We start from the raw sequence: 24875 nt of genomic DNA, 5'->3' as shown, positions 1-24875 counted from the left end.
TAAGGTAGTGCATATTGGCTTAGCGCTCAGAGACGAGGTCAATGGCCTGCTCTAGATCCAGTGGTTCAAAATAAATCAGAGTGCCTATGATAGGGTGGTCGACATAGTTCAGCTTTTGGCTCGCGGTTTTGTTGCGAAAACGCAGCGATAGTACCTGAGTTGGGCCGTCCCAGTTGCTCTGTTGCAGCGCATAAGTCGCTTGGGGGGCTTCAGTGCTGCCGCTTGCAGGGTATTGCGAAGGCGGCTCAGTCGATTGTGCAACCGCAGGTTGGCCAAACTGATAATGCTGGTAGCGTAGGTTGCTTTCTAGGTAGCGGTTCAGTGTAAAGGTGACTTGGCCAGTAAAAGTGGCGTAGCCATTTTCTTGCGCATCACTTTGGAAACGCTCTGAAATGGATGCCCCCGTGTCAGGGAAGATCAGTGTCCAAGAGTTGTTGCTGAGCACCTTGGTGCGATTAGCAAAAGTGCGCTGAAATTTGGCGAACGGGTTGGGCACACTGCTGGGCGCGCTCGCACCTGAGTTGACCGCGAAGCGATTAAGGCCTTCCAGTGAGAAAATGTCTTGGTATTCAACATCTTCAGAGCTGGCGCTCTGGGGCCATTCAAAGGTCATCACGTACGCTTGGTAGGCACGCGCTTTGTCTAGGTCAATAGTGTCTAGATTTAAGCTGTTGGCCTGTAAGTAGGCGCTCGACAGCAGTCCTAGGATAAAAAGTGGCAATGCTTTCAATGTAACTGTTCCAATGTCTTAAGAGTGTGAGTAAAACGCTCATCTGCGTTGGGCATATTAGCAATAAAACGCAAAGTATCCGAGCCGGATAGTTTGAATTGCGCAGGTTTGGTTTGAATCAGGCTGATCAGCTTCATTGGATCCACTGGCGTGTTGCTCTTAAAGAAGATCTTACCTTCATTCTGATTGGCTTCAATTTTACTGATGCCCAAGGCTTCCGCTTTGAACTTGAGGGCTGTTTGGCGGAACAGGTTCTTAGTGGCATCTGGCAATAGGCCAAAGCGGTCGATCATCTCTACCTGCAGTTCTTTCAATTGGGCATCATCCTTGGCGCTGGCGATGCGCTTGTACAGCATCAGACGCATGTGCACATCGGCCAGATAGTCTTCAGGAATCAGAGCGGGGATACGCAGATTAACTTCTGTTTGCTGTGGTGAGCTGATGTCCACATCCGGTGATTCGCCATTTTTTAGAGATTTCACCGCACGATCGAGCATGTCCATAAACAATGAGAAGCCCACGTGTTCGATATGACCACTTTGACCTTCACCGAGTAGTTCGCCGGTGCCTCGAATTTCAAGGTCGTGGGTGGCTAGGGTGAAGCCAGCCCCTAGTGTGTCCGCCATGCTGATGGCTTCTAAGCGCTTTTCCGCATCCGGCGTCACTTTGCGGTCACTAGGTGTCAACAAGTAAGCGTAGGCTTGGTGGTGAGAACGACCCACACGACCACGCAATTGGTGCAATTGCGCTAAACCAAATTTGTCTGCACGTTCGATGATAATGGTGTTGGCATTAGGAACGTCGATGCCGGTTTCGATAATGGTCGAACACACTAATACATTGGCGCGCTTATGGTAGAAGTCTGACATCACCTGTTCCAGTTCGCGCTCGCGCATTTGGCCATGGCCGACAATCACGCGTGCTTCAGGCACCAGCTCTTTCAAATCTTCTGCGGCTTTTTCAATCGATTGCACTTCATTGTGGAGGAAGTACACCTGACCACCACGATACAGCTCACGCAAAATGGCTTCGCGAATCTGATGACTGTCTTTTTGTTTGACAAAGGTCTTCACCGACAAGCGTTTCGCCGGTGGTGTGGCAATGATCGATAGGTCACGAATGCCACTTAAGGACATGTTGAGGGTACGTGGAATCGGTGTCGCGGTCAGAGTCAGAATGTCCACTTCGGCGCGTAAGGCTTTAAATTGATCCTTTTGTTTTACGCCAAAACGGTGCTCCTCATCAATGATGACGAGGCCAAGATTGGCGAAGTTGATATCACTTTGAATCAATTTGTGGGTGCCAACAATGATGTCGGCGGTGCCTTGCTGGATGCGCTCAATGGCTGCCGTGGTTTGCTTGCCGGAACGGAAGCGTGACAGGAGTTCCACTTGGACGGGCCAGTCAGCAAAACGGTCGCAGAAGTTGTCGTAGTGTTGTTGTGCCAGTAGCGTGGTTGGCACCAGTACCGCGACTTGCTTTCCATCCTGTACTGCTAAAAAGGCCGCGCGCATGGCCACTTCGGTTTTACCAAATCCGACGTCACCACAGACCAAGCGGTCCATGGCTTTTTTGGCCGACATATCACGGATGACCGCATCAATGGCGAGCTGCTGGTCTGGGGTCTCTTCAAACGGAAACCCTGCAGCAAATTGTTTGTAGGACTCATCCGGTGAGGCAAACGAATGGCCGATTTTAGATTCGCGTTTGGCGTAAATTTCCAGGAGCTCAGCGGCGGTATCGCGGGCTTTTTCCGCGGCTTTTTGCTTGGCGGCGCTCCATTTCTCACTGCCTAATTTGTGCAGTGGTGCGTGCTCCTCATCGGCCCCTGTATAGCGTGAAATCAGCTGCAGTGACGACACTGGGACATACAGCTTGGCATCATTGGCATAGCCTAGTGTTAAGAGCTCGGTTTCTTGGCCGTCGATGGAGAGGTTAGTGAGACCTAAGTAACGACCCACACCGTGATCGATGTGTACCACAGGTGCACCGATGCGCAGTTCGGTGAGGTTGCGGATGATGGCGTCTTCATCAATATTGGAGGCTTTGCGACGACGGGATTGAGTCACTCGCTCACCGAGCAAATCACTCTCTGAAATAACGATCTGCTGTGGCAGTTGGAAGCCGTGAGACAGTAACCCTTCGGTGATAAAAAGGCCTTGGTTTTGTTGTTCAAAGGCTTGCCAGTTGGCACATTGCTTAGGCTTGATTTTAGCGTCTTGCAGCAGTTCAAGCAGTGCTTCGCGTCGCCCTGCAGACTCGGCAACGATTAGAGTGGCTTGTTCATGCTGAGCCAGAAACTCGTTGAGTTTGGCAAAGCTGGCGCGGCCTTGATTGTCAGCCGTCAGGACAGGTAATGACGCTTCAGGCGCAGCGTTTGCTTGGAAAATCACGCCCGGGAATTCGTTTAGCTGGCTAAAAAATTCGTCTTCCACCAAGCACAGTTCACTGGGTTTCAAGATCGGCTTTTGAACGTCGTAAGCCAGTGATTCATGGCGCGTTTTGTAATCGAGCAGGGTGGCGCCGACGTATTCGTTGATTTGCTCATTACGTAGGATCAGCGTCTCCTGACGTAAGTAATCGAATAGTGTGCCAGTCTGTTCAAAAAATAATGGTAGGTAGTATTCGATACCCCCAGGAATAATCCCCTCGGTGACGTCTTGATAAATCGGGCTGCTCAGTGGATCAATATCAAAGCGCTCGCGAAAGCGTTTGCGAAACCCTGTGATACCTTGCTGTGTAGTGGAGATTTCACGGGCGGGTAGGATTTTGATTTCATCCACTTTTTCGATGGTGCGTTGGGAATCCACGTCAAACCAGCGGATCGACTCAATCTCATCGTCGAACCATTCGACGCGAATAGGATTGGCCATGCCCATTGGGAACACGTCCATAATGGCGCCGCGTACGGCGAATTCACCATGGCCGGTCACAGTGTCGACGTTTAAATAGCCGCCATTGCTTAGGCGATCAATCAGTTGTTTCTGCTCTAAGCGTTGTTCAAGCTTTAGCTCAAAGCGTTGTGCATCAATGTGCTCTTCAGGACAGATGCGGGTAAGTGCTGACGAAATGGTGGTTAAGATGACACCGCAGTTCAGGTCGCGTATCTGTGCCAAGGTGTTAAGGCGATCTGAAATGATGTCTTGGTGCGGTGAAAAACTGTCGTAGGGGAGGGTTTCCCAATCAGAGAAACGCAGCACTAGGGTTTGGTCGCCGATAAAAAAGCGAATGTTGTCTTCTATTTCATTGAGTTCGGTGGCGCTGGCAGCAATGTAGAGCAATGGCTTGGTGTGTGCCTGGGCAATGTCGACAATGTGTTTGGCTTTGTGGCTCAGGTTGTGGCTGTCGAGGTAGTTTTTAAACCCCGCGGCAAAATTTAAAGAGTGTTGTTTGGTCATTGGTCAGGCTATTTAAGATTTATGTTGGGCTAAGCGAAAGGAAACTGAGTCGGCAAAACGCAGGGCGTGAGGTTTATCGACTTCGACTTCGGCATAGGTGACCTGCTCTGGGGCAAGGCAAATCTCCAGCAGTTGTGCGGTCAGGCTCTCAAGCAATAAAAAGCGGTGCTCTTCCACATGCGCAATCATTTGTTTGCAAATGGTTTTATAGTTTACCGCATGGTCAATGTTGTCGCTGCGACAGGCGAATTCGGCAGGGTATTCGATCAGAGCATTAATCACCACATCTTGCTGGTTTTTTTGCTCGTCTTCGTTGAAGCCAATATAGGTACGTAAGCGCAAATCCTTGATGCGTATCTGAGCTGCATGCGACATAACCTTTATCCCTTGTAAAGTGTGAGAGTGCCTGAAGCTATTTTGTCGTGTTCGCTAGATTGCCGCAACCGTACAAGCGTAAACAGACGTGGAAAAATATGTAAAGAGCGGCAGCAATAGTTTCTGTAATAAAAATACAAATAAACTCGTCGCATTCACTAAAATAAACGCCGCTTATAGTTGGTATTTCTTTATTTTTGCCCATTGCATGTAGTTAAAGGAACCGTCCAAGAGTAGTCAAGGAAGACAATGACCTCTATAATACGACGGTTTTTTCGGTGAAGTGATATTACGTTATAAAACTACCTTGTTTAGGTGGCGAGGGCCAAAATGCTTTCCCGGAGGGGATTTGGTTCAGTAGCGTAAGTACGCTTTGGTGTTCAATTTTTGTTGGGCAGAACATATGTATAAAATTACGAAAGGCCTAGATCTGCCGATCAGCGGTGCTCCCAATCAGGTGATTGAGGATGCTCCAACCGCGAAGTCGGTTGCGGTCATCGGACCTGACTACCATGGTATGAAACCTACCATGTTGGTTGCGGAAGGTGATAAGGTCAAAAAAGGGCAGGTTATCTTTACGGATAAGAAAACGGAAGGAGTAAAGTACACCGCCCCAGCCTCAGGTACAATTGCTGCGATTAATCGTGGCGAACGACGTATGCTACAGTCGGTTGTCATTAAAGTTGAAGGTAATGATGCCGTTGAATTTCCAAAATACTCAGGATCAGAGCTTAAGTCTCTAGATCGTAACAAGGTGGTTGACAACCTTGTTGAGTCTGGCTTGTGGACCGCGCTTCGCACGCGTCCTTTCTCGAAAGTTCCTGAAGTTGATTCAGTTCCTCATTCAATCTTCGTAACAGCCATTGATACGAACCCTCTTGCCGCTGATCCAGCGGTCGTGTTGGCGGATAAAGCGGAAGCTTTTGCTGACGGTTTGACTGTCTTGACACGTCTAACAGAAGGCAAAGTATTCCTGTGTAAAGCGCCTAATAGCAAAATCCCAACGACTTCTGACGTCGTCGTAGAAGAGTTTGCTGGTAAGCACCCTGCAGGTTTGGCTGGTACACATATCCATTACTTAGACCCAGTAAGCGACAAGAAAACGGTTTGGTCGGTTAACTACCAAGACGTTGTTGCCATTGGTGAGCTGTTCGTAAACGGTCAATTAGATGTGACTCGTGTGATCGCGCTTGGTGGTCCACAGGTGTCTAAGCCACGTTTGCTACGTACAGTGGTGGGTGCGGACCTAAATCAATTGCTTGCTGGTGAACTGCTAGAGGGTGACAACCGTATCATCTCTGGTTCAGTGTTATCTGGCCGTAAAGCGACGGGTCCATACGCGTACCTAGGTCGTTACCATTCTCAAGTGGTAGTGCTGGCTGAAGGTCGTGAGCGTCAAATGGTGCATTACTTACGTGCTGGTTTTGAGAAACACTCTGTATTGAACGTGTTTATCTCAAAGCTAACGGGTAAGTCTTTGTTCAATATGACCACCACGACTAACGGTAGTGATCGTACTATGCTGCCACTTGGCAACTTTGAGCGTTTGATGCCGTTGGATATTCTGCCAACTCAATTATTGCGCGCTTTGGTAGTAGGCGACACTGAGCAGGCTCAGAAACTAGGTGGTCTAGAACTTGACGAAGAAGATCTAGCGTTAATGACATACGCTTGTTCTGGTAAGTTCGAGTACGGCCCAATTCTGCGTGACTGTCTCACAACGATTGAGAAAGAGGGTTAATCCATGGGTCTTAGAAATATTCTAGATAAAGTGGAGCCTGAATTTCATTCAGGCGGCAAATATGAGAAGTGGTACGCGCTTTACGAAGCGGTAGATACCATTCTTTACCGTCCAAGTAGTGTAACGAAAGGCGGTTCTCACGTCCGTGACGCGGTTGATATGAAGCGTGTCATGATTCTTGTTTGGATGTGTACATTCCCAGCGATGTTCTTTGGTATGTACAACATCGGCTTCCAAGCCAACACAGCGTTAGACGCAATGGGTGCAGCGCCTGCTGATACTTGGCGTCAAGGTGTGATCGGTGCATTGACTGCGTACAACGTAGACAGCATCTGGGATAACATTATTTACGGTGCCATGTACTTCTTACCGGTTTACCTAACCACCTTCGTGGTGGGTGGTTTCTGGGAAGTATTGTTTGCTGCCGTGCGTAAGCACGAAGTGAACGAAGGTTTCTTCGTAACCTCTATCCTGTTCGCGCTGACACTTCCAGCAACCATTCCACTTTGGCAGGTTGCCCTAGGTATTACTTTTGGTGTGGTACTTGGTAAAGAGGTGTTTGGTGGTACGGGTAAAAACTTCCTTAACCCAGCGCTTGCGGGTCGTGCCTTCCTATTCTTTGCTTACCCAGCGTCTATGTCGGGTGATGCGGTTTGGACTGCGGTAGACGGTTACTCTGGTGCAACAGCTCTAAGCCAAATGGCTGCCGGCGGTATGGAAGCGCTATCTGTTTCTTGGTCTGATGCCTTCTTCGGCTTCATCCAAGGTTCTATGGGTGAGACCTCTACTCTGGCCATCTTGATTGGTGGTGGTGCGCTATTGATCATGAAGATCGCTTCTTGGCGTATCGTTGCGGGTGTTATGGCTGGCATGGTGGCAACCTCGTTGCTATTCAATGCGATCGGTTCTGATACCAACCCGATGTTTGCAACGTCTTGGTACTGGCACCTAGTTATCGGTGGTTTTGCTTTCGGTATGATGTACATGGCGACTGATCCAGTATCAGCGTCTTTGACGAACCGTGGTAAGTGGTTCTACGGTGCGCTTATTGGTGTCATGGTAGTCTTGATCCGTGTGATTAACCCGGCTTACCCAGAAGGTATGATGTTGGCAATCTTGTTCGCTAACTTGTTTGCTCCGTTCATCGACCACTTCGTAGTGCAAGCAAACATCAAACGGAGGATTGCTCGTAATGGCTAGCAGTAACGATAGCATTTCAAAAACCATCATTGTTGCGGTGGCACTGTGTTTGGTGTGTTCCATCTTTGTTGCCGGCGCAGCGGTTGGCCTAAAGCCAATTCAGCAAGCCAACAAAGACCTTGACCGTAAACGTAACATCCTTGCAGCGGCACAAATGCTTCAGCCTGGTGATGACATTGATAGAGTGTTTGCGAACGTTGAAAAGCGTCTAGTAAACGTAGCTGAAGGTCGTTTTGCAACCGACGCAGAGCTTGCTGAAGCGGGCGTTACGGTAGCATCTTACAACCAGCAAGCAGCGGCGAAAGATCCGGCTCTGTCTTCTTCTCTAAGTGGGGATGAAGATCCAGCGAGCATCAAACGTCGTGCGAAGTTTGCAACGGTATATGTTGTTAAAGATGAAGACGCGAAAGCGCGCATCATTCTTCCGGTACACGGTTACGGCCTATGGTCAACTATGTACGGCTTTATGGCCTTGGAAGAAGACTTCTCAACAGTGGTTGGCTTTGGTTTCTACCAACAAGCTGAAACTCCTGGGCTAGGTGGTGAAGTTGACAATCCAGCTTGGAAAGCACTTTGGGCAGGTAAAGAAGTTTACAATGAGCAAGGCGAAGCAGTGCTTGGTCTAGCGAAAGGGGCGGTGGATGCCAACGACCCTCAAGCGTCTCATAAAGTAGATGGCCTTTCTGGTGCGACGTTGACAAGCCGTGGTGTAACGAACCTGGTTCAATACTGGTTGGGTGAAGAAGGCTTTGGTCCTTTCCTTACCAAGCTGCGTAGTGAAGGAGTGTAAGCATGTCTGAAGTGAAAAAAGTCCTGTTTGGACCGATTCTTTCAAATAACCCAATTGCATTACAGATCCTTGGTATCTGTTCTGCACTGGCAGTTACAAGTAGTTTAAGCGTAAGTTTGGTAATGTCGATCGCCCTAACAACGGTGTGTGCATTCTCGAACTTGTTTATCGCGGTGATCCGCGCGCACATTCCAAACAGCATCCGTATCATCGTTCAGATGATCATCATTGCTTCGTTGGTAATTGTGGTAGACCAAGTACTGAAAGCGTTTGCGTTTGAAATCAGTAAGCAGCTGTCGGTATTCGTAGGTCTGATCATCACTAACTGTATCGTAATGGGTCGTGCCGAAGCGTACGCCATGAAGAACGGTCCAGCGATGAGTTTCCTAGACGGTATCGGTAACGGTCTGGGCTACAGTGCGATGCTGATGATTGTTGGTTTCTTCCGTGAGCTATTGGGCGCGGGTAAACTTTTTGGTGTTCCAGTATTGGAAACAGTTCAAAACGGTGGCTGGTACCAGCCAAACGGTTTGATGCTTCTTCCACCAAGTGCTTTCTTCGTAATAGGTCTAGTTATCTGGGCGCTACGTGCATACAAGAAAGAGCAGGTTGAAGAGCCAGAGTTCAAGATTGCGAAAAACTCTCGTTCTCAGGAGGCCCTATAAATGGAACACCTAATCAGTCTTTTTATTAAGGCAGTTTTCGTCGAAAACATGGCTTTGGCCTTCTTCCTTGGTATGTGTACTTTCCTAGCGCTGTCTAAGAAAGTAGAAACGGCCATTGGTCTAGGTATTGCCGTAGTAATCGTATTGGCGGTAACGGTTCCTGTGAACAACCTGCTGTACCAAAACCTTCTTAAAGAAGGCGCATTGGACTGGGCAGGTCTGCCAAATGTTGACCTTAGTTTCTTGGGTCTATTGAGCTACATCGGTGTTATCGCAGCGATTGTACAAATATTGGAAATGACTTTGGATAAGTACATGCCAGCGTTATACAACGCACTGGGCGTGTTCTTGCCACTGATCACAGTAAACTGTGCCATCATGGGTGCATCATTGTTCATGGTTGAACGTGATTACAACTTCTCTGAAAGTTTGGTTTACGGTGTTGGTGCTGGTATCGGTTGGGCGCTTGCGATTGCTGCGCTTGCAGGTATCCGTGAGAAGCTTAAATACTCTGACGTGCCTGCGGGTCTACGCGGTTTGGGTATCACGTTCATCACCGTTGGTCTGATGAGCTTGGGCTTCATGTCATTTTCTGGTGTGCAGCTTTAATCGCTGCACAGTTAGACAACCAAGAAAAAAGGTTAAACTAGCATGGACTTAGATACAATTATTCTAGGTGTTGTGATGTTTACCGCTATCGTGCTGGCGTTGGTAGCGATCATTTTGTTCGCTCGCGCCCGCCTAGTAAGTAGTGGTGACGTAACAATCCGTATTAATGGGGAAAAGGAAGTGACGGCACCAGCCGGTGGCAAGCTTCTACAAACCCTAGCAAACAGCGGTATCTTCCTATCATCTGCGTGTGGTGGTGGTGGTACCTGTGCACAGTGTAAGTGTAAAGTGATGTCGGGTGGTGGCTCTATGCTATCGACTGAGCAGTCACACTTTACGCGCCGTGAAGAAAAAGAAGGCTACCGTCTATCTTGTCAGGTTTCTGTGAAACAAGACATGGACGTAGAAGTGCCTGAAGAAGTATTCGGTGTAAAAGCTTGGGAATGTACTGTTGAGTCTAACCCGAACGTTGCAACCTTCATCAAAGAGTTGACACTACGCCTTCCTGAAGGTGAAAACGTTGACTTCCGTGCTGGTGGTTACGTACAGCTTGAAGCGCCTGCGCACACGGTTCACTACAAAGACTTTGATATCCAAGAAGAGTACCGTGGCGACTGGGATCACTTTAACCTTTGGAAATTTGTTTCTAAAGTGGACGAGACGATCATTCGAGCTTACTCGATGGCGAACTACCCAGAAGAGAAGGGCGTTGTTAAATTCAACATCCGTATCGCGTCGCCACCACCGGGTAAAGACGATGTACCACCAGGTCAAATGTCATCTTACGTATTCAGCTTGAAACCAGGTGATAAGATCAAAGTATACGGTCCATTTGGTGAGTTCTTCGCCAAAGACACCGATGCAGAGATGGTCTTCATCGGTGGTGGTGCGGGTATGGCGCCAATGCGCTCGCACATCTTCGATCAGCTTAAGCGTCTAAACTCTTCACGTAAGATGTCTTTCTGGTACGGTGCACGTAGTTTGCGTGAAGCCTTCTACACAGAAGAGTACGATCAACTTCAAGAAGAAAACGACAACTTTGAATGGCATCTAGCTCTGTCTGATCCGCAACCAGAAGATAACTGGGAAGGTAAGACTGGCTTCATTCACAATGTGTTGTATGACAACTACTTGAAAGATCACCCAGCACCAGAAGATTGTGAGTTCTACATGTGTGGACCTCCAATGATGAACGCGTCTGTCATCAAAATGCTGGAAGACTTAGGCGTTGAGAAAGAAAATATCCTTCTTGACGACTTTGGTGGCTAGCACTGAATGAAACACAGACCCACCCGTTCGGTGGGTCTTTGTTTTTCTTTCCTCCAAACTCTGTTGGGTACCTATGAAAAACAAAGTATTGCTGGCGTTGGTGGCCGCGGTTTTAGTCACCATCCTTTACAAAGCAGTTTCATTTTCTCCTGAGCTCGTGAGCTTCTCAGGCCCAACCATGGGCACGACCTATACGGTTAAATACACCACGACCGCCGATGCGCCGAGTCGTGAGCAGTTAAAATCTGAAGTGGACAGTGTGCTATTGCGCATCAACAAGCTGATGTCGACTTACGACCCAACTTCAGAACTATCAGAATTTAATAAGCAGCCTGCTGGCACCCGAGTCACCGTTTCAGATGATTTGGCGTACGTGCTAGGCGAGGCGCTTAACATCAGTGAGCTAACAGGTGGTAAATACGATGTCACCGTTGGGCCGCTGGTGAACCTGTGGGGATTTGGTCCGGGCGCCCACAATGATCAAGTGCCAACTGAGAATGAGATTGTCACTGCCCAAGAGCAAGTGGGCTACCATTATGTCAAGTTGGACGGCAACGAGTTAACAAAATCCCGTGATGTTTATGTGGATTTATCATCGATTGCCAAAGGTTACGGTGTTGATGAAGTGGCTCGCACGTTACAGCAATCCGGTATTAGCAATTACCTAGTAGAAGTGGGCGGTGAGATCCTCGTGTCGGGCCGCAAACTTGACGGCAGTTCTTGGGCGGTCGGCGTGGAAAGTCCAGCGGGTGGGCACAATGTGGCACAGCGTGTGATCAGCGCTAAAGATATCGCCATTGCAACCTCTGGCGATTACCGTAACTACTTTGAAGAGAATGGGGTGCGCTATTCGCACACCATTGATCCGACGACAGGCAAACCGATCACCCATCGATTGGTGTCGGTCACTGTTATTGATTCCAATGCAACCCGTGCAGATGGTTTGGCGACAGCTATTACCGTATTGGGTCCAGAAGACGGCCTTAAATTTGCACAAGAAAATGATATTGCGGCATACCTGTTGGTGAAAGAGGACTTTGGCTTCGCGGAGCAATTCTCCGAAGCTTTTGAAGCTTACCTAACCAACAATTAAGCCCAGAGAGGTAAATGATTATGGCTATGATGATTTCTGCTTTTGTATTGATGATTGCTGTGGTTGCTGCCATGGCGGTAGGTGTTCTAATGGGGCGTAAGCCGATTTCTGGATCTTGTGGCGGTATGAGTGCCCTAGGTATGGAGGTTGCTTGTGATATTTGTGGTGGCGACAAAGGAAAGTGCGAAAAGGAAACAAAAAAAGCACGTGCTGCCAAAGTCTCTGAAGAACTGTTTTATGACGCAACAAAATAGATGAGGTAATAAAATCTTATGACGACTAGACATTATGATGTCGTAGTGCTTGGTACCGGTCCTGCTGGGGAGGGGGCTGCGATGAACGCAGCCAAAGCAGGCAAACGAGTTGCAGTCATCGAAGCTAGTCCGCGGGTTGGTGGTAGCTGTACCCATTTAGGTACCATTCCCTCAAAAGCGCTACGTCACGCGGTAAAAGAAATTATTGCATTCAACACTAACCCCATGTTCCGTGATATCGGTGAGCCTCGCTGGTTCTCGTTTCCGAAGGTGTTGGATCGCGCTAACCGAGTGATTGATAAGCAAGTATTGGGGCGTACAGAATATTACGCTCGTAACCGTATTGATGTTTACTTTGGTCGAGGCCGTTTCAAAGATGCCCATACCATTGAAGTGAACACCTACGAAAAAGGTCCAGAAGAGTTGGTGGCGGATAAAGTGGTGATTGCGACGGGCTCACGTCCTTACCATCCAGCGAACATTGACTTCTCACACCCACGTATTTACTGCTCTGATAGTATCCTGACCTTAAGTCATACACCGCGTTCGTTGATTATTTACGGTGCTGGCGTAATCGGCTGTGAATACGCATCGATTTTCTGTGGTCTTGGTGTGCGTGTTGAGCTGATTAACCCAGGCAAGAAGCTGCTTAGCTTCTTGGACGATGAAATCACCGATGCCTTGAGTTACCACTTACGTGATGGTGGCATTCTAATTCGCCATAACGAAACGTTTGAAAAAGTAGAAAGCACGGATCGTGATGTTACCGTCACCATGGCGTCCGGTAAGAAATTACGTGCCGATGCCTTGCTGTTCTGTAATGGTCGTTCGGGTAATACTGAGAGCTTAGGGCTTGAAAATATTGGTCTTGAAACCAATTCGCGCGGTCAGTTGGCGGTAAATGATACTTACCAAACGGCGGTTGAAAACGTTTACGCAGCGGGTGATGTGATTGGCTGGCCAAGTCTTGCCAGTGCCGCATACGACCAAGGTCGTTCGGTGGCAGCGAATATGTTGGGTCTAGAAGGTGGACACTACATTTCCGAAGTGCCGACGGGTATCTATACCATTCCTGAGATTTCCTCGATTGGTAAAACAGAAGCCGAGCTAACGGCTGAGAAAGTGCCCTATGAAGTGGGGCGTGCGTTCTTTAAGAACACGGCACGGGCGCAAATTACCGGTGAAGCGGTGGGGATGCTGAAGCTGTTGTTCCATCGTGAAACGCTTGAAATTCTTGGTATCCACTGTTTCGGTGACCAAGCATCCGAGATCGTACACATCGGTCAGGCGATCATGAAGCAGCCAGGTGAACTGAACAGCCTGAAGTACTTCCTAAATACCACATTCAACTACCCAACGATGGCGGAAGCCTACCGTGTGGCAGCCTTGAATGGCTTTAACCGTGTGTTCTAAGCTCTGTTGAGCAGGTATAAAAAAGGCGCCGATGGGCGCCTTTTTTTGATGCTGCGGGATTGAAAAGAGGCTTATTTGCCTTTCACCGCATAGATGCCTTGCAGGTTACGGAAGTAACCTTGGTAGTCCATGCCATAGCCGAACAAGAAGCGGTCTTCGATGTCGAGGCCAATGTAATCGGGACGCATCTCAACTTTGCGATCGTGGAGCTTATTGATCACGGTTGCAGAATAGACGTTATTTGCACCGTTTTCTTCAAACCATTTAATGATGGCTTCAACGGTATGGCCTTGGTCAAAGATGTCGTCAACAATTAATACGTCGCGCCCTTTGAAATCCGTTTGAGGATAGCGTGTCCAGTTAAGGTCGCTGCCTTGTGTTGCCATGCCATAGCGGCTAGCGTGGACGTAATCCAGCTCTAGTGGGAACTGCAGGCGTTGTAATAGAGCACCTGTTGGCAGTAGTCCACCATTCATGACACAGATAACAATCGGCTGTTTGGTGGCCAAGTCGTCGGTAATCTGCTGCGCCATTTTATCCAGTGCTTCATTCAGCTGGGCTTCAGAAACGAGGCAGTCGGCCTCATTCAAAATAGAATTTAGTTCGTCGATGTTATGCATGGGCTAAATTTGAGTTTGTGTAAAAGTTTGACCGATCATTCTAACTTAATGTGATCTTTAACGCGATCCAATTTATGCAGGGTCGCATTCAAGCTGACCGTCAGCAAAATAATGAGCCAGCTGGCCTGTAGCCAAACCAAAAACGTTGGTAAGGCTGCGAACGCACCGTAGACAATTTTATAGCTGGCAAAAAACTGTGCAAAGTTTGCGAAGATTGAGTTCAGTATCGCGATCGCAATCGCGCCAATGAGGGCGGAAATGGCGGTTGGCTTGAGCTTTACTTCGGCGTTTGGCGTTAAAAAATTAATGGTAAACAACATCAAAAAATACAGTGCATAGCTACTGAGTTCGAAAATGCCTTTTAGAAAATCGGGAATGTAATCGCCCGTAATTTGATAGGACAGTAGGGTGCCATACAGACTCATGACGACGGCTAGCATGATCGGGCCTAAGGTGAGAATGGCCCAGTAGGTAAGCAGTCGTTCGCGAATATTGCGCTTTTGTTTGACCTGCCAAATGGCTTGGACCGAGGCTTCAAAGCTGTTTAACAACAGTAGGGCCGTCAGAATAAGCATGGCGATCCCCGCCGCTGGCAGGTTCTTGGTTTGTTCTGAAAAAGACAGTAGGTAAGGTATGACGGTGCTACTGCTGCCAGGGGCAAGGTGGGTCTCAACGTATGCTACCAAGGAATCTTGAATGGATACCATGGCGGGGGTGAGTCGCAAAATGCCAAATACAATGGTGATGATGGGAACGGCCGCCAATAAAGTAGCCAGTGTTAGGTGTGCGGCGCGCAGCGAGACTTGGTAGCGAAGTGCGCGACTCCACACTAATCGAATCAGTTGATAGGTTTGTGTGGCAATGTTTTTTACGGCTTTGGTTTGCATGCGAAGGTCCATTTACATCAATAGTCATAGTGTATCTGCAAAGTCCTAATCAGGCCATTGTGTAAAGATTGTGGTAAGTGCACATCTATAGTGCAAGATGCCCAAAACTGCTCCATTTTGGTTGCAAACGCAGGGTGTCAGCTCTAATATCCATCTCGTTCCTTTTGTGATATTTGTACTGTTGAGTGACTAAGGCATAGCTTAGAGAAATTCTCAGTTCCTTGGTGACGAAAAGTCATATATTATCTTTTAGCCCAGCTCTGCTGGGCTTTTTTATGTCTATGAGTTGACGATTTATATTCCTTCCCTATAATAGCGCGTCACTATTTGTGATGTAGTCTTTGCGCCTGTAGCTCAGTTGGATAGAGCATCCCCCTTCTAAGGGGATGGTCGGGGGTTCGAATCCCTCCAGGCGTGCCATTACATTGCTTTAATTGAATTTTTTGGTCTTGTTGACTGAGCTTTAAAGTAAGTCGTGATTCTTCGCGGCAGCGTCAACAAATAAAGCACGTTCCCAAGAGGAAGTTTTATGCAAGTTTCTGTAGAGACAACGTCTCCAATCGAACGCGTTCTTACTATCAGCGTTCCTGCAGCACGTATCGATGATAAAGTTAACGCTGAAGTAGCTAAAACAGCTAAGACAGTACGTATCGACGGTTTCCGTAAAGGTAAAGTGCCAGTAAGCGTTGTTAAAAAACGTTTCGGTCAAAGCATCCGTATGGAAGCTCTAGAGCAAGTAATGCGTGACGCTTACGTTGAAGCAATCCAAGCTGAATCTATCAACCCAGCTGGTATGCCTGCCATCGAACCTAAAAACATCGCTGAAGGCGCTGACCTAGAGTTCGTTGCAAAAGTAGAAGTTTACCCAACGATTGAACTTGCTGACGCTTCTAACATCGAAGTAACTCGCGTGGTTTCTGAAGTAACGGAAGCTGACGTTGACACTATGCTAGAAACACTACGCAAGCAAAACGCTGAGTGGGCTGCTGTTGAGCGTGAAGCGCAAGACGGCGACCAAGTAACACTGGATTTTGTTGGTTTCCTAGGCGATGAAGCATTTGAAGGCGGCGCTGCGGAAGGTCACAAGCTAGTTCTTGGCTCAAACTCAATGATCCCAGGCTTTGAAGAAGGCATCGTAGGTATCAAAGCAGGTGAAGAGCGTACAATCTCTGTAACGTTCCCAGAAAGCTACCAAGCTGAACACCTAGCGGGTAAAGAAGCGACTTTCAAAATCACTGCACACGAAGTGGCTGAGCAAGTACTTCCTGAGCTAAACGATGAGTTCGCTGGCAAATTCGGCCTAGAAAACGCTGACCTAGCTGGTCTACGTGCTGAAGTGCAAAAGAACATGGAGCGTGAGCTAAGCCAAGCAGTTAAAGGCAAGCTGAAAAACTCTCTGTTCGACCAACTTCTAGCGCTTAACCCAGTTGAAGTGCCAGCAGCATTGGTTGATCAAGAAGTTGACGGTCTACGTCAGCAAGCGGCTCGTCAATTCGGTGGCGCACAAGGTTTTGATGCTTCTCAACTACCAGCTGAGTTGTTCCAAGACGAAGCTAAGAAGCGTGCTGCACTAGGTCTTTTGATCTCTGAAGTGATCCAAAAGAACGAACTGACAGTAGAAGAAGAGCGCGTTCGTGCATTCTTGGAAGACATGGCTCAAGCCTACCAAGAACCACAGCAAGTTGTTGAATTCTACCTAAACAACAAAGAACAACTAGAGCAAGTTCAATCTGCTGTACTTGAAGAGCAAGTTGTTGATAAACTGCTAGAAAGCGCGAAAATTACTGAAGTAACTCTAGGTTACGAAGACGCTATCAAGCCAGAAGCTCAAGCTGCAGAAGCAGAAGAGACTGAAGAAGCATAAGCTTAGCTTATAATTCTCACGGGCCGGTATAGCGCAAGCTATACCGGCTTTTTCGTTTTAAGGAATAGAATATGAATTTAATGACCCCGACAACTGGCCCAGTCGCGATTACAAGTAATGGCCTAGTACCAATGGTAGTTGAGCAAACTGCTCGTGGTGAAAGGTCTTTTGATATTTATTCACGTCTGCTTAAAGAGCGTGTTATCTTTTTGGTGGGTCAAGTTGAAGATCACATGGCTAACCTAGTGGTTGCCCAATTGTTGTTCTTGGAATCTGAAAACCCAGACAAAGACATCCACCTATACATTAACTCTCCAGGTGGCTCTGTTACGGCGGGTATGTCTATTTATGATACAATGCAGTTTATTAAGCCAGATGTGAGCACTATGTGTATCGGTCAAGCGGCAAGTATGGGTGCATTGCTATTGACTGCGGGCGCTGAAGGTAAGCGTTATTGCCTACCTAACTCTCGTGTCATGATTCACCAGCCACTTGGTGGTTACCAAGGTCAGGCTTCTGATATCGAAATTCACACTCGCGAAATTCTGAGTATTAAACATCGTCTAAACGAAATCATCGCTCACCACACAGGTCAGCCGATCGAAAAAGTCTCTGAAGACACAGACCGTGATAACTTTATGAACCCACAAATGGCTAAAGACTACGGTTTGATTGACGATATTCTAGAGAAACGCGAAGTATAAAAAGGGTGGACTTTAATGTCTGATGATAAATATAGCCGCGGCGATCACTCTGATCGTTTGCTGTACTGCTCTTTCTGTGGCAAGAGTCAGGACGAGGTTAAAAAGTTAATTGCCGGCCCTTCGGTATACATCTGTAATGAGTGTGTTGATCTATGCAACAACATCATTACGCAAGAGTTGTTACAAGGTGATGGTGAGGCAGAAGCGACTGATGAGTTGCCAACGCCAGCAAAACTTTCAACGGCGCTGGACGATTATGTAATCGGTCAGGACCGTGCCAAGAAGGTGTTAGCGGTAGCGGTATATAACCACTACAAACGTTTGCGTCACCAAGGCTTAGCAAACAAAGATGTTGAGCTGGGTAAGAGTAACATCTTGCTGATCGGCCCAACGGGTAGCGGTAAAACTCTGCTGGCACAAACGCTTGCACGCGTGCTGGATGTACCGTTTACGATTGCTGATGCGACCACGCTTACCGAAGCGGGCTACGTGGGTGAAGACGTTGAAAACATCATCCAGAAGCTGCTGCAAAATTGTGATTACGACGTAGAAAAAGCACAGCGCGGCATCGTTTACATCGATGAAATCGATAAGATTTCGCGTAAGTCGGATAACCCATCTATTACCCGTGATGTATCGGGTGAGGGTGTTCAGCAGGCGCTATTGAAGCTGATCGAAGGTACGGTTGCATCGGTGCCACCACAAGGTGGTCGTAAGCATCCACAGCAAGAGTTTGTTCAAGTGGATACTTCGAACATTCTATTTATCTGTGGTGGTGCATTCTCAGGCCTAGATCGCGTCATCAGTGATCGTACAGAGAAGAGTAGTATTGGCTTCAAGGCAACCGTGAAGAGCAAAGAAGAAAACCGCTCATTCTCTGAGTCGATCCATGATGTGGAAACAGAAGACTTGGTGAAATTTGGTTTGATCCCTGAGTTCGTGGGTCGTTTGCCAGTGGTTGCAACCTTGTCTGAGCTAGACGAAGAAGCTTTGATGACTATTTTGAGTCAGCCTAAGAATGCTTTGACTAAACAGTATCAGCACCTATTTGAATTAGAAGGTGTTGAGCTTGAGTTTACTGAGGAAGCATTGCGTGAAGCGGCTCACTTAGCGCTAGAGCGTAAGACGGGTGCTCGTGGTCTGCGTAGCATTCTAGAGTCGTCTCTACTTGATTGTATGTACGATTTGCCAAACCGTACTGACGTGGCCAAAGTGGTCATGGATGGTCCGTCCATTCGTGGTGATTCGACACCGCTGATGGTGCTTGAAAGTGAGCAGAAAGACGCCTCAAATGGTTAATTTCTATACAGATTTCGCTTGCGACTTAGTGTTGTAAGCGAAATCTGATCTTATTCTTTTCCTTTTTCTTTTAATTCCTCTCCTAACGCTTGCATTTTTACCCCTCTGACCTTATCTCTTAATTATCTAAGTTAAGTCACACATTGACGTTGCGTACGTTAATGTCCAGTTGGAAGTAAATATGTCTGATTCTAAATTTTTACCCATGTTGCCGTTACGCGACGTTGTCGTGTACCCACATATGGTGCTGCCATTATTCGTTGGCCGTAAAAAGTCGATTGCTGCACTAGAGTCGGCAATGGATGGTGATAAGCTGGTATTTCTTGTTGCACAGCAAGACGCCACCAAAGATGACCCTAAGCAAGACGACCTATACAACATTGGTACGGTCGCCAAAGTCATTCAATTGCTACGTCTTCCTGACGGTACCGTGAAAGTCTTGGTAGAAGGTCAGTACCGTGCCGAGCTGCAATCCATTGAAGAAGGTGATGAGTGGGTCTCTGCCAACATCGAAGCCTTGCCAGAAGTGGAAGACGATGAGTCGGAATACCCTGCCATTCGTAATGCCTTGATTAAGCAACTAGATGAATACGTGGCTGGCAGTAAACGCATCCCAAGTGAAGTGGTGACGTCGCTTAAATCGATCGATGACCTATCCAAGCTGATTGACTCCATTGCTGGCCATATGAGCCTGAAACTGGAAGACAAGCAGCGTGCGCTAGAGCTAAGCTCTTTGGTTGAGCGTGGCGAACATTTAATGGGCTTGATGGACGGTGAATTGGACATCGCTCACCTTGAGAAAAGCATCCGTAGCCGCGTTAAGAAACAAATGGAGAAGAGCCAGCGTGAGTACTATTTGAATGAGCAAATGAAGGCCATTCAAAAAGAGCTGGGTGATATGGATGAGGGCAGCAATGAGCTAGATTTGCTGCAAGAGAAAATCACCGAAGCAAAAATGTCCCCGGAAGCCACTGAAAAAGCGGAAGCGGAGCTGAAGAAATTAAAAATGATGTCGCCGATGTCAGCGGAAGCCACGGTGGTGCGTGGTTACATTGATTGGTTGGTATCCCTGCCTTGGTCGAAGCGCTCTAAAGTCCGCAACGACTTGGCTTATGCTGAAAAAGTTTTAAACGAAGATCACTACGGCTTACAAGACGTTAAAGATCGTATTCTTGAGTTCTTAGCCGTGCAGCAGCGTGTTAAAAAAGTAAAAGGCCCTGTGCTGTGTCTAGTGGGGCCTCCAGGTGTCGGTAAAACCTCTCTAGGTCAATCGATTGCCCGTGCCGTGAACCGTAAATACGTGCGTATGGCACTGGGTGGGGTGCGCGATGAATCTGAGATTCGTGGTCACCGCCGTACCTACATTGGCTCTATGCCAGGTAAATTGCTGCAAAAACTGGCTAAGGTAAAAGTAAAAAATCCTCTGTTCTTGCTCGACGAGATTGACAAAATGGGTATGGATCAACGTGGTGATCCAGCGTCAGCCTTGCTTGAGGTGCTAGACCCTGAGCAAAACCATACCTTTAGTGACCACTATCTAGAAGTGGATTACGATCTATCAGATGTGATGTTTATCTGTACCTCTAACAGTATGAATATCCCAGGTCCGCTGATGGACCGTATGGAAATCATCCGTATTCCGGGTTACACCGAAGATGAGAAACTGAACATTGCTAAGCGTTATTTGCTGCCTAAGCAGATGAAGCAAAGTGGTCTTAAAGCCTCCGAAATTGATTTCTCCGACGACGCCTTGATGGACGTGATTCGTTACTACACCAAAGAAGCGGGCGTGCGTGGTCTTGAGCGTGAAATCAGCAAAGTATGTCGTCGCGTAGTGAAAGAGCAAGCGCTGAAGAAGAGCAACGATGCGGTAGAAGTGTCTTCTGACAATCTAGAAGACTACTGTGGTGTGCGTAAATTCAGCTACGGTAAGGCCGAAGAGAACAACCAAATTGGTCAAGTCACCGGTTTGGCGTGGACTTCCGTGGGTGGTGAGTTGTTGACCATTGAAGCCGCTGGTGTGCCGGGTAAAGGTCGTCATGTGAAGACCGGCTCCCTAGGCGATGTCATGCAAGAATCTATTCAAGCGGCCTTGACGGTTGTGCGCAGTCGCGCTGTGGGCTTGGGAATTGATGAAGATTTCCACGAAAAAGTCGATCTGCATTTGCACGTGCCAGAAGGTGCGACCCCTAAAGACGGTCCTAGTGCGGGTATCGCTATGTGTACAGCGATTGTCTCAGTGTTGGCAAAAGTGCCTGTAAAAGCCTCTGTGGCGATGACTGGCGAGATTACCCTGCGCGGTGAGGTGTTGCCTATTGGTGGTCTGAAAGAGAAGCTCCTAGCGGCGCACCGTGGCGGCATTAAAACGGTGTTGATCCCTCAAGAGAACACTCGTGATCTGAAAGAAATTCCAGACAACATCAAAGCGGATCTCGAAATCGTACCGGTGAAATGGATCGATGAGGTGCTGGATGTGGCATTAGAGTATGTTCCTTCACCAAAAAGTGAAGAATCTGTGTCGGGGAAGGAAAAAACTGTTGATGAACAAGAATCTGTGAGTCATCATTAGGCCAAACCCTGTGTTGACAGGGCCTTAGATAGGCTTGTATAAATGCTCATCTAAATCGACCGTTACGTTTTGGTCGGATTACAATACCAAGGAACCACGAGAATACTGAAGGGGTAGAACGTGAACAAATCAGAATTGATTGATGCTATTGCCACGTCCGCAGACTTATCTAAAGCTGCTGCAAGTAATGCGCTAGATGCAACGTTGAAAGCAATCGAAGAAGCGCTAGCAAACGGCGACCAAGTTACACTGGTTGGTTTTGGCACTTTTGCGGTAAAAGAGCGTGCGGCACGTACAGGTCGTAACCCTCAGACAGGTGAAGAGATCCAAATCAGCGCCGCTAAGGTTCCTAGCTTCAAAGCTGGCAAAGGCCTTAAAGACGCAGTGAACTAATGCATTTGGAGCGGTAGTTCAGTTGGTTAGAATACCTGCCTGTCACGCAGGGGGTCGCGGGTTCGAGTCCCGTCCGTTCCGCCATTAGAGCAAAGAGGTGTGTTCCCCGCGGGATGCACCTTTTTTGTTTTCCAGATTACAGTTTTTAGGTGGAGGCAAGATGCTCCAGGATATCAGAGACAAGTCACAGGGTATGATCGTGAAGACGATCATCGGTGTCGTGATTGTGACGTTTGCTCTATTCGGTGTTGAGGCATTGGTACAGAGCTTCACGTCGACAGACACAGTTGCCGAAGTGGATGGCAAAGAAATTACCCGCATGCAGCTTTTGCAAGCGTCAGAAACACAGCGTCGTCAGTTAATTTCGATGATGGGTGGTCAGATCGATCCAGCCATGCTGGAAGAGAATGCGTTACAGCGTCGTGCTTTGGATGAGCTGATCCAGCGTTCAGTGCTAATGAATCAAGCTGAAAGCTTGAATTTGGGCGTTTCCGATGCACAAGTCGACGCCTACTTGCTGCAAGCAGAACAATTCCAAACGGATGGCCAGTTTGATCAGAACAAGTACCTTAACTTCATCCGCTCACTCGGCTTCACTCCGTTAGCGTTTAAAGAGCGTATCAAGCAAGACGTTTTGATCCAGCAAACCCGTAATGCTTTGGCCGGTTCAGAGTTTGTATTACCTAGCCAAGTGGATCATATCGTTGCTTTGCAAAACCAGAAACGCAGCTTTGATTACGTCCGTTACTCGTTGGCGGATAAGACTGAGCAGGTAAATGTTACTGATGAAGAGCTACGTGAATACTACGATCAGAATCAAGCAAGCTTTGTTTCTCCAGAGCAAGTAAAGCTAGATTATGTGGTGGTATCCGTTGCCGACATCCAAGACCAAGTTGAGGTCAGCGATACTGAGCTAAACGATGCTTACCAAGCACGTGTCGCAAGCTTCCAAGGTGAAGAGCGTGCCGCAGCGCATATCTTGATTGACACCTCGTCTCGCTCTAGCGATGAAGCTCAGGCTGTTGTGGCAGAGATTCAAGCCAAACTAGCGGATGGACAGGCGTTTGCGGACCTAGCTGCTGAGTACTCAGATGACCTAGGTTCAAAAGACAATGGTGGTGATCTTGGTTACGTCAGTCGAGGCATCATGGTTGGCGACTTTGAAGACGCTTTGTTTGCTATGCAGGAAGTGGGTCAAGTGGAGTCAGTGGAAACAGAATTCGGTTACCACCTGATTCAACTGAATGACATCAGTGAAACACAGGCACCATCGTTAGATGACATGCGAGCTGAGCTGATGGACGAACTGATTGCTCAAAAAGCCAAAGATCAGTTGTTGGGTGAACACGAGAATATTACTGACCTTGCTTACGCGAGTGATGATCTATCTGCGATTGCCAGTGCATACGGTGTAGCGGTATTGACGACCGACTACTTTGGTCGTAACGGTGGTTCGGATGAGATCAGTTCTGCCCCAGCAGTCATTTCAGCGGCTTACAGCCCAACCGTGTTAGAGGATGGTCATAACAGTGATTTGATTGAGCTGAGCGAAGAAGAAGTTGTAGTGGTTCATGTCAATGACCACAAACCTGCGGCCCAGCAAACCTTTGCTGAGGCGAAAGATGTGATTGCTTCGATCGTGGTTCAGCAAAAAGCTGTTGATGAGTTACAAGCGCAAGCTGAGCAGGCGCTAGTCTCAGGCGAGACAAACTGGACGCTTGTTGAGGCGGCTGAGCGTGGTCAAGACGAAGTTGCTTCGTTGGCATTTGGCTTGGCGCACCCTGCTGAAGGTGATGTGACAACGGGGGTTGAAACGGCCTCTAATGGCGATCTAGTAGCGATTCGACTAACGTCTGTTACGGAAGGTGACAACGTGGTTGAGGAAGCGCAAAAAGAGGTGTACCAAAACTACTTGTCGCAAACGTTAAGCACCTTAACTTTGCGTGCGCAGCAAGAGACGTTGCAAAATGCCGCTGAGATTGTGCGAAACTAACGAAACCTTGCCGTTAAAACAAAAATACCACGCCTAGGCGTGGTATTTTTTTATCTATAGAAACGCTGATGACTTTAAGCAAGCTGTGTTAAAAAGCTCAGTGTCGGCACAAAGAAGGTGCTGCCTGAAGTGGCATGGGTGTACTGCATCAGGTGGTCGGCACGCCCCTGTTCATCCCCTTCGATCATGCTTTTTAGCATCAAATCAAAGATCATCGGTGTTTTAGAGTAGCTGACGAACACCAGGCCTTGCTGCTGTAAATCACCAAATGGCATGCTTTGACGTAATATTTCCAGCGATTTGCCGTGCTCATCTTTTAGCGAGGTGCGTTTGGTGTGGGCGTGGGGGGACTTTTCAGCAGACGGGTATTCCTCATTGTCGTACTTAGTACGGCCATAGGTGTCTTCTTGCGTTTGCAGGGCTTGGTGCTCCCAATGTTCTAAATCATGGACAAATTTCATGTAGTTTAAGTAGGAGCCACCTTGGAAATCAGGGTCTTCTGTGCCCACCAACGCCACCGCGGGGCGTTCATCACCTTGCGGGTTTTCTGTGCCGTCAACGAAGCCCGTAAAGTCACGATTATCTAAGTATTTAAAGCCATTAGTTTGTTCACGCAGCGTGACAGTGTCTGCCAATGCCTTAAATAAACTAAGTGCTAGTATGTGTGTGGCATCATGGAGATGGGCTCGAATGTGCATCAGGATGTCATAAGGAGCATCCGTGACTGACAGGTATTGACCTGAAAAACTCGGAAAAGGCGCCAGCTCTTTGGGGGCTGATTGCTCTGTAATACGTGTGAAGCTATGGCACGAAAAGCCGATTGCCGCGTGCAGTTGGGCATCTGGGAATTGCTGTTGAATAGATCGAATTAATTCTGGAAAGGCTGCGAGGGCCTGACGTAATTGTGCCTCTTTTTCCGGTACGGCATCCAACAAAATGAAGGTGGCATCACTGGATGCTTCGGCGGTGATGCCGGACTGGTGATTTGAACTCATAATGTTACAGCTCC

The 24875-nt window shown here is 47.9% G+C and carries 21 protein-coding genes and 2 tRNA genes; 17 read left to right on the top strand and 6 right to left on the bottom strand.

Annotated elements, in window-relative coordinates:
- Nucleotides 1-19: 19 nt before the first annotated feature.
- The 3 genes from MAQ5080_RS08070 to folX are packed head-to-tail and all read right to left on the bottom strand — an operon-like array spanning nucleotide 20 to nucleotide 4503.
- Entirely contained in the window at nucleotides 20-730 is a 711-nt protein-coding gene (locus MAQ5080_RS08070; protein WP_067208874.1) for a hypothetical protein, read from the bottom strand.
- Nucleotides 727-4128, bottom strand: a complete 3402-nt coding sequence (gene mfd, locus MAQ5080_RS08065; protein WP_067208876.1) for a transcription-repair coupling factor — start codon at nucleotides 4126-4128, stop codon at nucleotides 727-729. Before mfd ends, MAQ5080_RS08070 begins: the two co-directional genes overlap by 4 nt.
- A 12-nt stretch (nucleotides 4129-4140) precedes the next feature.
- Complete coding sequence (gene folX, locus MAQ5080_RS08060; protein ID WP_067208879.1) at nucleotides 4141-4503, bottom strand: dihydroneopterin triphosphate 2'-epimerase; 363 nt, start codon at nucleotides 4501-4503, stop codon at nucleotides 4141-4143.
- A 403-nt stretch (nucleotides 4504-4906) separates the two neighbouring features.
- On the opposite strand from folX, the gene MAQ5080_RS08055 reads away from it, so the two are divergent.
- From MAQ5080_RS08055 to sthA, 9 genes are all read left to right on the top strand, one after another.
- The gene (locus MAQ5080_RS08055) at nucleotides 4907-6244 is read left to right on the top strand and encodes a Na(+)-translocating NADH-quinone reductase subunit A (protein WP_067208882.1); all 1338 of its coding nucleotides are present in this window, start codon (nucleotides 4907-4909) and stop codon (nucleotides 6242-6244) included.
- Nucleotides 6245-6247: 3 nt separating this feature from the next.
- On the top strand, nucleotides 6248-7444 hold the full coding sequence (locus tag MAQ5080_RS08050) for an NADH:ubiquinone reductase (Na(+)-transporting) subunit B (protein ID WP_067208886.1): 1197 nt from the start codon (nucleotides 6248-6250) through the stop codon (nucleotides 7442-7444).
- The gene (locus MAQ5080_RS08045) at nucleotides 7437-8234 is read left to right on the top strand and encodes a Na(+)-translocating NADH-quinone reductase subunit C (RefSeq protein ID WP_067208890.1); all 798 of its coding nucleotides are present in this window, start codon (nucleotides 7437-7439) and stop codon (nucleotides 8232-8234) included. The genes MAQ5080_RS08050 and MAQ5080_RS08045 overlap by 8 nt, the downstream gene beginning before the upstream one ends.
- Before the next feature lie 2 nt (nucleotides 8235-8236).
- Entirely contained in the window at nucleotides 8237-8899 is a 663-nt protein-coding gene (locus MAQ5080_RS08040; RefSeq protein ID WP_067208893.1) for an NADH:ubiquinone reductase (Na(+)-transporting) subunit D, read from the top strand.
- The gene (gene nqrE, locus MAQ5080_RS08035; protein WP_067208897.1) at nucleotides 8900-9508 is read left to right on the top strand and encodes an NADH:ubiquinone reductase (Na(+)-transporting) subunit E; all 609 of its coding nucleotides are present in this window, start codon (nucleotides 8900-8902) and stop codon (nucleotides 9506-9508) included.
- A 42-nt stretch (nucleotides 9509-9550) separates the two neighbouring features.
- Nucleotides 9551-10777 (top strand): NADH:ubiquinone reductase (Na(+)-transporting) subunit F, encoded by a 1227-nt coding sequence (nqrF, locus tag MAQ5080_RS08030; protein ID WP_067208900.1) that lies wholly within the window; start codon nucleotides 9551-9553, stop codon nucleotides 10775-10777.
- A 73-nt stretch (nucleotides 10778-10850) separates the two neighbouring features.
- Nucleotides 10851-11870, top strand: coding sequence for an FAD:protein FMN transferase (locus MAQ5080_RS08025; RefSeq protein WP_067208903.1), 1020 nt, complete (start codon nucleotides 10851-10853; stop codon nucleotides 11868-11870).
- A gap of 20 nt (nucleotides 11871-11890) precedes the next feature.
- Entirely contained in the window at nucleotides 11891-12124 is a 234-nt protein-coding gene (nqrM, locus tag MAQ5080_RS08020; RefSeq protein WP_067209020.1) for a (Na+)-NQR maturation NqrM, read from the top strand.
- Nucleotides 12125-12142: 18 nt separating this feature from the next.
- Nucleotides 12143-13537, top strand: a complete 1395-nt coding sequence (sthA, locus tag MAQ5080_RS08015; RefSeq protein WP_067208905.1) for a Si-specific NAD(P)(+) transhydrogenase — start codon at nucleotides 12143-12145, stop codon at nucleotides 13535-13537.
- 71 nt (nucleotides 13538-13608) lie between these two features.
- Here sthA and MAQ5080_RS08010 read toward each other — a convergent pair whose 3' ends face one another.
- Together MAQ5080_RS08010 and MAQ5080_RS08005 are read right to left on the bottom strand one after the other, a co-directional pair.
- Nucleotides 13609-14157, bottom strand: coding sequence for a hypoxanthine-guanine phosphoribosyltransferase (locus MAQ5080_RS08010; protein ID WP_067208908.1), 549 nt, complete (start codon nucleotides 14155-14157; stop codon nucleotides 13609-13611).
- Between the two features lie 35 nt (nucleotides 14158-14192).
- Nucleotides 14193-15044 (bottom strand): YihY family inner membrane protein, encoded by an 852-nt coding sequence (locus MAQ5080_RS08005; RefSeq protein WP_067208911.1) that lies wholly within the window; start codon nucleotides 15042-15044, stop codon nucleotides 14193-14195.
- Nucleotides 15045-15387: 343 nt separating this feature from the next.
- On the opposite strand from MAQ5080_RS08005, the gene MAQ5080_RS08000 reads away from it, so the two are divergent.
- The 8 genes from MAQ5080_RS08000 to MAQ5080_RS07965 all read left to right on the top strand — a co-directional run bounded on the left by MAQ5080_RS08000 (nucleotide 15388) and on the right by MAQ5080_RS07965 (nucleotide 23866).
- Nucleotides 15388-15464, top strand: a tRNA-Arg gene (locus MAQ5080_RS08000).
- 109 nt (nucleotides 15465-15573) lie between these two features.
- Nucleotides 15574-16908 carry a trigger factor gene (gene tig / locus MAQ5080_RS07995; RefSeq protein WP_067208914.1) on the top strand — a complete coding sequence of 445 codons (1335 nt, stop codon included), beginning with the start codon at nucleotides 15574-15576 and terminating at the stop codon, nucleotides 16906-16908.
- A 71-nt stretch (nucleotides 16909-16979) separates the two neighbouring features.
- On the top strand, nucleotides 16980-17612 hold the full coding sequence (clpP, locus tag MAQ5080_RS07990; protein ID WP_067208916.1) for an ATP-dependent Clp endopeptidase proteolytic subunit ClpP: 633 nt from the start codon (nucleotides 16980-16982) through the stop codon (nucleotides 17610-17612).
- A 15-nt stretch (nucleotides 17613-17627) separates the two neighbouring features.
- Nucleotides 17628-18911 carry an ATP-dependent Clp protease ATP-binding subunit ClpX gene (gene clpX / locus MAQ5080_RS07985; RefSeq protein ID WP_067208919.1) on the top strand — a complete coding sequence of 428 codons (1284 nt, stop codon included), beginning with the start codon at nucleotides 17628-17630 and terminating at the stop codon, nucleotides 18909-18911.
- A 181-nt stretch (nucleotides 18912-19092) separates the two neighbouring features.
- Nucleotides 19093-21480 carry an endopeptidase La gene (gene lon / locus MAQ5080_RS07980; RefSeq protein ID WP_067208922.1) on the top strand — a complete coding sequence of 796 codons (2388 nt, stop codon included), beginning with the start codon at nucleotides 19093-19095 and terminating at the stop codon, nucleotides 21478-21480.
- A gap of 120 nt (nucleotides 21481-21600) precedes the next feature.
- Complete coding sequence (locus tag MAQ5080_RS07975; protein ID WP_067208932.1) at nucleotides 21601-21873, top strand: HU family DNA-binding protein; 273 nt, start codon at nucleotides 21601-21603, stop codon at nucleotides 21871-21873.
- A 7-nt stretch (nucleotides 21874-21880) separates the two neighbouring features.
- Nucleotides 21881-21957 (top strand) — tRNA-Asp (locus tag MAQ5080_RS07970).
- A 76-nt stretch (nucleotides 21958-22033) separates the two neighbouring features.
- Nucleotides 22034-23866 (top strand): SurA N-terminal domain-containing protein, encoded by a 1833-nt coding sequence (locus MAQ5080_RS07965; RefSeq protein ID WP_067208934.1) that lies wholly within the window; start codon nucleotides 22034-22036, stop codon nucleotides 23864-23866.
- A 74-nt stretch (nucleotides 23867-23940) separates the two neighbouring features.
- Here MAQ5080_RS07965 and MAQ5080_RS07960 read toward each other — a convergent pair whose 3' ends face one another.
- Nucleotides 23941-24861 carry a Dyp-type peroxidase gene (locus MAQ5080_RS07960; RefSeq protein WP_067208937.1) on the bottom strand — a complete coding sequence of 307 codons (921 nt, stop codon included), beginning with the start codon at nucleotides 24859-24861 and terminating at the stop codon, nucleotides 23941-23943.
- Nucleotides 24862-24875: the final 14 nt, after the last annotated feature.

Source organism: Marinomonas aquimarina (genome assembly GCF_900089755.1).
Classification (GTDB): domain Bacteria; phylum Pseudomonadota; class Gammaproteobacteria; order Pseudomonadales; family Marinomonadaceae; genus Marinomonas; species Marinomonas aquimarina.
This window is presented reverse-complemented; position numbering and strand designations above follow the sequence as displayed.